This is a genomic window from Streptomyces sp. KR55 (genome assembly GCF_052245645.1).
Lineage (GTDB): Bacteria > Actinomycetota > Actinomycetes > Streptomycetales > Streptomycetaceae > Streptomyces > Streptomyces flavusporus.
This window is the reverse complement of sequence record NZ_JBQQCE010000430.1, coordinates 1-8,424: the sequence shown is the minus strand read 5'-3', so window position 1 is coordinate 8,424 and position 8,424 is coordinate 1. Positions and strand designations below refer to the sequence as shown.

Annotated in this window: 10 protein-coding genes and 1 pseudogene; 8 read left to right on the top strand and 3 right to left on the bottom strand. The window is 70.2% G+C overall.

Annotated features, from left to right (window positions below; genetic code table 11):
* The 4 genes and pseudogenes from ACTWQJ_RS40535 to ACTWQJ_RS40520 form a co-directional block, all read left to right on the top strand.
* Nucleotides 1-690: substrate-binding domain-containing protein (locus tag ACTWQJ_RS40535; RefSeq protein ID WP_443311433.1), on the top strand; the 690-nt coding region annotated here is incomplete at its 5' end.
* A 55-nt stretch (nucleotides 691-745) separates the two neighbouring features.
* Nucleotides 746-910: pseudogene (locus tag ACTWQJ_RS40530) on the top strand (GNAT family N-acetyltransferase); the annotation flags it as partial.
* 37 nt (nucleotides 911-947) lie between these two features.
* Complete coding sequence (locus ACTWQJ_RS40525; protein ID WP_443311432.1) at nucleotides 948-1,076, top strand: GNAT family N-acetyltransferase; 129 nt, start codon at nucleotides 948-950, stop codon at nucleotides 1,074-1,076.
* A gap of 384 nt (nucleotides 1,077-1,460) precedes the next feature.
* The gene (locus ACTWQJ_RS40520; protein ID WP_443311431.1) at nucleotides 1,461-2,333 is read left to right on the top strand and encodes a DUF1684 domain-containing protein; all 873 of its coding nucleotides are present in this window, start codon (nucleotides 1,461-1,463) and stop codon (nucleotides 2,331-2,333) included.
* A gap of 63 nt (nucleotides 2,334-2,396) precedes the next feature.
* Here the strand turns inward: ACTWQJ_RS40520 and ACTWQJ_RS40515 are convergent, their stop codons facing one another.
* Nucleotides 2,397-3,314, bottom strand: coding sequence for an LLM class F420-dependent oxidoreductase (locus ACTWQJ_RS40515; RefSeq protein ID WP_443311434.1), 918 nt, complete (start codon nucleotides 3,312-3,314; stop codon nucleotides 2,397-2,399).
* Nucleotides 3,315-3,462: 148 nt separating this feature from the next.
* On the opposite strand from ACTWQJ_RS40515, the gene ACTWQJ_RS40510 reads away from it, so the two are divergent.
* Nucleotides 3,463-3,960 carry an AAA family ATPase gene (locus tag ACTWQJ_RS40510; RefSeq protein WP_443311430.1) on the top strand — a complete coding sequence of 166 codons (498 nt, stop codon included), beginning with the start codon at nucleotides 3,463-3,465 and terminating at the stop codon, nucleotides 3,958-3,960.
* Nucleotides 3,961-4,011: 51 nt separating this feature from the next.
* Here ACTWQJ_RS40510 and ACTWQJ_RS40505 read toward each other — a convergent pair whose 3' ends face one another.
* Nucleotides 4,012-4,419, bottom strand: a complete 408-nt coding sequence (locus ACTWQJ_RS40505) for a GNAT family N-acetyltransferase (RefSeq protein WP_443311429.1) — start codon at nucleotides 4,417-4,419, stop codon at nucleotides 4,012-4,014.
* 431 nt (nucleotides 4,420-4,850) lie between these two features.
* Between ACTWQJ_RS40505 and ACTWQJ_RS40500 the strand changes: the two genes are divergently transcribed.
* From ACTWQJ_RS40500 to ACTWQJ_RS40490, 3 genes are read left to right on the top strand one after another with little or no spacing between them, the layout of a single operon-like run.
* Nucleotides 4,851-5,672: an ABC transporter permease gene (locus tag ACTWQJ_RS40500; protein ID WP_443311428.1), complete on the top strand. Its 822-nt coding sequence runs from the start codon at nucleotides 4,851-4,853 to the stop codon at nucleotides 5,670-5,672.
* Nucleotides 5,673-5,708: 36 nt separating this feature from the next.
* A complete protein-coding gene (locus ACTWQJ_RS40495; RefSeq protein WP_443311427.1) occupies nucleotides 5,709-6,761 on the top strand; it encodes a taurine ABC transporter substrate-binding protein in 1,053 nt (350 codons plus the stop codon).
* Nucleotides 6,748-7,566: an ABC transporter ATP-binding protein gene (locus ACTWQJ_RS40490; protein ID WP_443311426.1), complete on the top strand. Its 819-nt coding sequence runs from the start codon at nucleotides 6,748-6,750 to the stop codon at nucleotides 7,564-7,566. Before ACTWQJ_RS40495 ends, ACTWQJ_RS40490 begins: the two co-directional genes overlap by 14 nt.
* Nucleotides 7,567-7,641: 75 nt before the next feature.
* Here ACTWQJ_RS40490 and ACTWQJ_RS40485 read toward each other — a convergent pair.
* Nucleotides 7,642-8,424 (bottom strand): LLM class flavin-dependent oxidoreductase (locus ACTWQJ_RS40485; RefSeq protein ID WP_443311425.1); only part of this gene is annotated, 783 nt, incomplete at its 5' end.

The window sequence follows — 8,424 nt, the reverse complement described above, 5'->3', positions numbered from 1 at the left end:
GCGGTAGACCGGCTGCGTGGTGCGGCCGGTGACCAGCACCACATCAGCCGTATGGTCCGGCTCGGCACGGTCGACGCGGCCACGGTGCCGCTGGTCATTCCGACGGTGCGGGAGTTCCGGGCCTCGCACCCGGTCACCCAGGTCGAGTTGGTCGGCGCGCAGCAGGCGGAGATCCATCGCGGGCTGTTGGAGGGCGCGTTCGACCTGGGCCTGGTGAACTACCTCGGGGGCGACGACATGCCGCCCGGCTTCGAGACCACCGAGCTGCTGCGCGGCCGACCGGTGGTGTGCGTGCGCCCGGACAGTCCGCTGGCGGCCCTGGACGCGGTGGACGCGGACAGCCTCCTGGCCGGACCGCTGGTCGTGATGCGGTCCGGCTACGTCATGCACCGCTTCGTCCACCGTCTGCTGGGCGGCCGTACGCCGTCCTTCTCGTACTCCACCGACGGCGCCGAGATGGGCAAGCTGATGGTCGCCGAGGGACTCGGGGCGACGGTGTTGCCGGACTTCAGTGTCCTCGGCGATCCCCTGGAGCGGCGGGGCGCGATCACCGTACGGCCGCTCGCGGGCGACACGACCGACGTGCTGCTGGTCCTGCAGCGCCGTAACTCCGGTTCCATGCCCCGGGCGGTACGCGATCTGCACGGGCTGTTCGTGCGCAACGCCCGTGCGTACCGCGCCTCTTCGTGAATCAGCCGTGACGCTCGGATGCCGGAGCGATTCACCGTACGGATAGGCTGGTCGGGTGATCGAGACCGAACGGCTCTTGCTGCGGCCTCTCCGGGTTGAGGATGTCGACGCGTTCGTTGCGCTCCACAGCGATGAGCGGGTGAACCGGTTCGTCGGCTCCTACTCGCACCCGCAGGCGTTGGAACGGCTGGCCTCAGTCGAACGGCAGTGGGCGGAACGTGGCCACGGGCTGTGTGCCGTCGAGCTGAAGTCCAGCGGTGAATTCATTGGGCGCGTGGGGGAACTACTGGGAGAACTTCGACGAGGTGGAACTCGGCTGGACGCTCAAGGCCGAGGCATGGGGCCACGGCTATGCGACCGAAGCAGGCCGTGCATGTCTGGAGTGAGGGTTCGCGACCTTGGACGCGGCCTACTTCACCTGCATGATCCGTCCCGGGAGCACCGCTTCGGTGCGGGTGGCGGAACGGCTTGGCTTCACCCCTCTACGCGAGGACGTGCTCTTCGGGAATCCAGTCACGGTGTACTCCTTGGACAAGCCGGCCTCGGCTGCCTGGACATCGTGACCGGCTGGTCCACCTCGGCCGGTGCCGTCGAGCACCAGCGGTCACGCCCGGGTCACGCACTCGGCCTGATCGAGCCTCGTGGCTGAGAATGCTCACACCCCTGGGGGACCGTGGCCCGCAGTTCCCTCACCAAGGCGCGTCCTGTGCGGCGCCTGCCCTTGCCCCGTACCCCTCTGACCATCAGCACCGTATTCCGCAGGAGTACACATGACCGTCCAGGATTCCTCCACTGCCATCGACACCTTCGCCGCGGAATGGGAGGAGTGGCACCAGCGGAAGGATTCCGCCCTCGCCCATGAGCACGGATTCCTCGCCGTCACCGGCCTGCACTGGCCGACCACCGACCCCCAGCGCTTCCCCGATGTGCCCGGCACCTGGTCGACGGACGACGACGGCGTCACCGTCGTGCTCGGCGAGGGGGAGGAGCTCGTCGTCGACGGCACCGCAGTGCGCGGACGACACGCCTTCGGCGTCATCCCGGAACGCGGCGGCGTCAACTCCGTCTGGGGAGATGCCGTGATCGAGATCGCCAAGCGCGGCGGCCACGATCTGATCCGCCCGCGGCACCCGGAGCATCCGCTGCGCACCGCGTTCACCGGGACGCCCGCGTATGCGCCGGACCCGCGGTGGATGGTCACCGGCACGTACACCCCGTTCCCGGAACCGCGGCCGACGACCGTGGGCGCCGCCGTCGAAGGGCTGCAGCACGTCTACGACGCACCCGGCAGGATCCGCTTCCGGATCAACGGCCTGACACTGGGGCTGACCGCCTTCAACGGAAGCACACCGGGCGGCCTCCTTGTGCTGTTCACCGACGCGACCTCCGGTGTGACCACGCACGCGGCCAACCGCGCCCTGCAGGTCGACGCACCCGGGCCCGACGGCACCGTGGTGCTGGACTTCAACCGTGCCACCAACCTGCCGTGCGCCTACACCGACTTTGCGACGTGCCCGCTGCCGCCGGCCGAGAACCGGCTCCCGGTCGCGATCGAGGCCGGTGAGAAGATCCCCCACGAGCGGAAGCCGGCCGGGCAGAGAGCACCTCACCCCTCCCCCGGATCCGCTCGCTGTCGTTCCTGACGCCGGGCAACTGCGCGGATCACCACCCGTATGCGGGTCTGGAGAAGCGCCCACTCCGGCGCCTCAGCCAGTGGCCAGCTCTCCGAGCAGCTTCCAGGTGCGGCGCCGGTCGGCCTCACTACCCAGGTCAGTCGTGGTGAACACCACCTCCGTCGCCCCAGCCTCCCGGTACCGCCGTACCTCGGCGGCGACGGCCTCCTCGTCCCCGATCACGGCCAGGTCGGCGGCCCGGGTGCCCCCGGAGAGCCCGATGACCCGCTGGTAGGAGGGGAACCGCTCGTAGAACGCGAGCGCCTCGGTCGCGGTCTCCCGCACGGCCTCGGCGTCAGTGGTGACCACGCCGGGCACGAATGCCACGATGCGCGGCGCCGGCCTGCCCGCCGCCTCGGCCGCGGCGGTGACGGCCGGGACGATGTGCTCGGCGAGCGCGCGCGGGCCGGCCAGGTACGGAAGGATGCCGTCCGCAAGTTCACCGGCGACGCGAAGCGCCTGCGGTCCCATGGCGGCGACCAGGATGGGCACCGGCGGTTCGGCGCCCGGCACCGTCGCCGGCAATGGTGTGGTGGCGGTCAGCAGCTCTCCGTGGAAGTCGGCGCTGCCCGTTTCGACGAGTTGGCGCAGGGCTGTGAGGAACTCGCGGAGCAGACGGATGGGGCGCTCGTACGGGATGCCGAAACCGGCCTCCGTCAGCTGCTTGGTGCCGAGCGCGAGCCCGAGATGGTAGCGGCCGCCGGTGGCCGCTTGGGCTGTTTGGGCCTGGCTGGACAGGAGCAGCGGATGGCGGCCGAAGATGGGGATCGCAGCTGTTCCGACGTGCAGCCCGGGCACTTCGCGGCCGATGATCGCGGCCAGCGAGGGGGAGTCGTACGAGAAGGTCTGCCCGAACCACGCAGAACGCAGTCCGGCCTCGTGGGCCTCCCGGGCGAGCTGCACCGTAGTGTCGATCCGGTTCTGGTGAGGGAGTACTAATCCGATGGTCATATTCCGGGCAACCGGCTTGCTCACGGCTGGCATTCCTGCTCGCGTATGACAAGTTCGTGGCCGGCTCGTCACGCGACCCGGATGGTCCCCGCCCCGTCCGGCGGGTGGTCAAGGGTGCCGCGCGGGAGCGCTCCGGAAGGACAACCCCATGCTCGTCGTCCTAAGCGGTCTTCCCGCCACCGGCAAGACCACGCTGGCCCGTCTCCTGGCCGGCCGCACCGGCGCGGTTCACCTGCGCGTCGACACCATCGAGCAGGCGCTGGTCCGCTCCGGCCTGGCCCGTCATCCCGTCGGACCGGCGGGTTACGTCGTCGGGTACGCCCTCGCCGAGGAGCATCTGCGGCAGGGACTGTCCGTGGTCGCCGAGTCGGTGAACCCCCTTGCGGTGACTCGGGACGCGTGGCGCGACGCGGCGGTGCGGGCGGGTGTGCCGTGCGTCGAGGTGGAGGTGGTCTGCTCGGATCCGGTCGAGCACCGGCGGCGTGTGGACTCGCGGTCGGTCGACATCCCCGATCTGCCGCTGCCGGGTTGGGAACAGATCGTCGAGCGGGAGTACGAGCCGTGGCACCGCGAGCGTGCTGTGGTGGACACCGCGGATCGGAGCGTGGAGGAGTCGTTGGGCTCTCTCCTGCGCGTGCTCGGCTGACGCCGGTTACAGGGTTCGGGTGAAGACGACCATCGGCCGGCCGGGACCGTCTTAGTCCTCAACGACGCGCGCGTCGAAGCCGAGCGCGCGATGGAAGGCGATCGACCCCTTGTTGGTGACCGACGTGATCGCCTTGAGGCGGACCGCTCCCTGGCTACGGGCGATCTCGGTGAAGTGCGTGTAGAGGCGGCGGCCGAGGCCGGTGCCGCGGCTGTCGTCCCGGGTGGCGATCAGGTGGACGTACCCGGTCTGCTCGGGGGTGACGAAGCCGAAGAGGTATCCGCGGATGCCGTCCTCGGCGCGGGCGATCATGCATGTGGCGCCGAACTCCCGCAGCAGCACAGGCTGATGGAGCGCACGCAGGTCCCGCTCGCCCCAGTAGCGGGCGTGGTCCTCCAGCACCTGGTGGAGGTCGGTGACATCGGCGGGGACGATCTCGAGCGGCATGGCTCCGATCATGGCACGGGTGTCCGACAGGGGGTTGCCGTGCGGTCTTCGCAGTGGCCGTCCCGGGACCGTGTTCCGAAGAGTGGACAGCAGTTGGTGCAGCGCTGCGGCTGCTGTAGAAATGGGCCTCATGATTTCCGAGCCCTTGGTGCGACGCCTGGTCATCGACCTGTGCCGGCGCCCGGGCTCGTGTTGTTGCTGATCTGAGCTCTCTCTTCTCCTACGCGCCCTGCCGTGCGGTGATGTCACCCGCACCAGGACGGTTGCCGCGCCCCTGTTGCAGGGGTCGCTCTCTCTCCTCTTCGTTCGGCATCACTGTCGCTCGGGGCCGGTCTCCCCTGCCTGTCGACGGCAGCAGCTCACGTCCCGGCGCCCAAGAAGGACGACCCGTGTCCACAACTCCTGCTCCGTCCAAACCTAATGACACTACGTCACCTGCAGGTGTGCCGCCCGAACCTCGCCTGCCGGTGCAGGGCGCGTGGGCGCGCGTGCGCCATGTCGCGCTGCCGTTCGGCTCGCTCCTGCTGTTCCTCGTCCTGTGGCAGCTGCTGGCGGCGAGCGGGACGTGGAGCGAGACACTGGTTCCGCCGCCCGCCAAGGTGTGGGACGCGTTCGTCAACGTGTCCACGACGCACGACGGCGTACGCGGCTACAACGGCACCTACCTCATCGAGCATCTGGGCATCAGCCTGCGGCGCATCGCGATCGGAGCCGGTATCGGCATCGCACTCGGGGTGCTGTTCGGGCTGCTCATGGGCACGGTCGGCTGGGTGCGCTCGCTGTTCGAGCCCTGGATCACCTTCCTGCGGACGCTGCCGCCGCTGGCGTACTTCTCGCTGCTCATCATCTGGCTGGGCATCAACGAGGAGCCCAAGGTCACGCTGCTGGCCGTGGCCGCCTTCCCGCCCGTGGCGGTGTCCACCACCACGGCCGTCGTGGCCGTGCCGAAGAGCCTGATCGAGGCCGCCCGCGCGCTCGGCGCGTCCCGGTGGGACGTCGTCAGGGACGTCGTCGTCCCGTCCGCTCTGCCGGAGACGCTCACCGGAGTCCGGCTCGCCGTGGGGGTGGCCTACTCCTCGCTCGTCGCCGCCGAGTTGGTCAACGGTCTGCCCGGGATCGGCGGCATGGTCAAGGACGCCGCCAACTACAACAACACCCCTGTGGTGCTGGTCGGCATCATCGCCATCGGCGTCTCCGGCCTGATCATCGACGGCCTGTTGCTGCGGCTGGAACGCACGGTCGTGCCGTGGCGCGGTCACGCATAGAACCCTCACTCCTCTCTGCACAGAAACGGCTCCGCCATGTCCCGTCTCCCGCAAGGTCCGTCCCGCCGTCTCCTCCTCGCCGGCGCCCTGGCCGCCGTGTCCGCGGCCGTCACCGGCTGCTCCTCGGACAGTGAGGCGTCGTCGTCCGGCGGCTCCAAGCGGCTGCGCATCGGCTACTTCGCCTTCCCCAGCGGCGACCTGATCGTGAAGAACAGAAAGCTGCTGGAGAAGGCGCTGCCGGACTACGAGATCACCTGGATCAAGTTCGACTCCGGCGCCAGCGTCAACCAGGCCTTCATAGGCAAGTCCCTCGACATCGCCGCGCTGGGCTCCAGCCCGTTCGCCCGCGGGGTGTCCGGCAGTTCGCCCATCCCGTACAAGGTCGCGTGGATCCTCGACGTCGCGGGCGAGAACGAGGCCCTCGTGGCGCGCAAGGCCACCGGCATCTCCGACGTCGCCGAGCTCAAGGGCAAGAAGATTGCCACTCCCTTCGCCTCCACCTCGCACTACAGTCTGCTGGCGGCGCTGGAGACAGCCGGCCTGAAGCCGTCCGACGTCGAGCTCATCGATCTGCAGCCGCAGCCGATCCTCGCGGCCTGGCAGCGGGGTGACATCGACGCCGCCTACGTCTGGCTGCCGACCCTGGACGAGCTGCGCAAGACCGGCACCCAGCTCACCAGCAGCAAGGAGATCGGCGCGGCGGGCAAACCGACCCTCGACCTGGCCGTCGTCTCGGACGACCTGATCGCCAGGGATCCGCAGGCGATCGACGCCTGGCGCAAGGCGGAGGCCGAGGCCCTGCGCCTGCTCAAGTCCGACCCCGACGGCTCGGTCGAGGCCGTCGCGGCCGAGCTCAACATCAGCGCCGCGGACGCCGAGGCGCAGCTCGCGCAGGGGGTGTTCCTGACCCCGGAGCAGGTGGTCTCGGCCGACTGGCTGGGCACCGAGGGCAGCCCGGGCGAGCTGCTCACCTACGTCACCGACACTGCTCGGTTCCTGGCCGACCAGAAGCAGATCGACGCCGCACCGTCCGAGGACGTCGTTCGCGAGGCGTTCTATCTGAAGGGGCTGTCCGATGTCCTCAAGTGAGATCATCAACACCACGGAAGGGGCAGGCACCGCGCGATCCGGATCAGTCCGCATCGACCACGTCACCCACCGGTACGGCCGGGGCGGCGAGGCCGTCACCGCCGTCGGGCCGGTCGACCTGACCGTCCCGGCCGGGGAGTTCCTGGTCCTGGTAGGCGCCTCCGGCTGCGGCAAGAGCACGCTGCTGCGGCTGATCGCCGGGTTCGAACAGCCCACGCACGGCTCGGTGCGGGTCTCCGGCAACGAGCCGCGGCCCGGCGAAGCGGCCGGCGTGGTGTTCCAGACGCCGCGGCTGTTCCCGTGGCGGACCGTGCGGGGCAACATCGACCTGGCGCTGCGGTACGCGGGTGTGAAGCGCGCCCAATGGCCCGAGCGCCGTGCGGAGTTGCTGGCCCGGGTCGGCCTCGATGGCACCGAGAAGCGACGCGTCTGGGAGATCTCCGGCGGCCAGCAACAGCGCGTCGCCATCGCCCGGGCGCTCGCCGCCGAGAACCCGCTCCTCCTGCTCGACGAGCCGTTCGCGGCGCTGGACGCGCTGACCCGGGAGCGGCTTCAGGAGGACGTCCGCCGGGTGACCGACCGGACCGGCCGGACCACGGTGTTCGTGACGCACTCGGCGGACGAGGCGGTCTTCCTCGGCTCTCGCATCGTAGTGCTGACCAAAAGCCCGGGGACCGTGGCCCTGGACCTGCCGATCAGCCTGCCCCGCGGCGACGTCGACGCCGAGGAACTGCGCGACTCCCGCGAGTTCGCCGAGCTGCGCGCGCAGGTCTCCCACGCCGTCAAGGCCGCCGCGGCGGCCTGATCCCCGTATGCGGGAAGGGACACGCTGGTGAGCAGGCCCGCCGTGGTCCACGTTGCGCGAGGGCGGGCCTTCCACTCACCTCCGGCTCCACTCCTCCGCGAGCAGCTCGTACGACCTCACCCGGTCGGCGTGGTCATGGGTGATGGTCGTGATGAGCAACTCGTCCGCGCCGGTGGCCTCCTGGAGCTGCGCCAGTCCGTCGGCCACCCGCCCCGGTGAGCCGACGAACTGCGTGTCCACGCGGTCGCGCACCAGCTCCCTGTCCTCGTCACTCCACTCCAGGGCCCGGGCCTGCTCCGGCGTCGGGAACTCGATGGCGCCCTCGGCGGTGCGGATGCTGCGGACCCAGGCCGCATAGCCGGTGGCAAGCTCGCGGGCTCTCGCGTCGTCCTCCGCCACGACCACGTCCGCGGAGACACTGACGTAGGGCTTGTCGAGGAAGTCGGAGGGCTGGAAAAGGGCCCGGTAGCCGTCCACGGCCTCCAGCACCGTGGCCGGACTGACGTGGTAGTTCGCGGCGAACCGCAGCCCCCGCGCGCCCGCGACCTCGGCGCTCTGTCCGCCGCTGCTGCCCAGGATCCACACCTCGACATCGGCGCCCTCGCCCGGCACGGCGTGCGCCTCGAGGCCCTCGGGCGAGCGGTAGGTGCCGGCCAGCAGGGCGAGGATGTCGTCGATCTGCTCGGCGTAGTCCTGGGACTCGGCGCCGGGCAGCAGGAGCAGCTTGCGCTGGAGGGCGATGCAGGGTGAGCCGAGGAGGTGTTCGAAGGAGAAGCGGGGCGGGATGAGGAGTCCGTTCGGAGCCCTGCCGTCCACGACCGGGGTGGCGGTCGGAGGAGCTGGGGCCGGTTGGCCCGG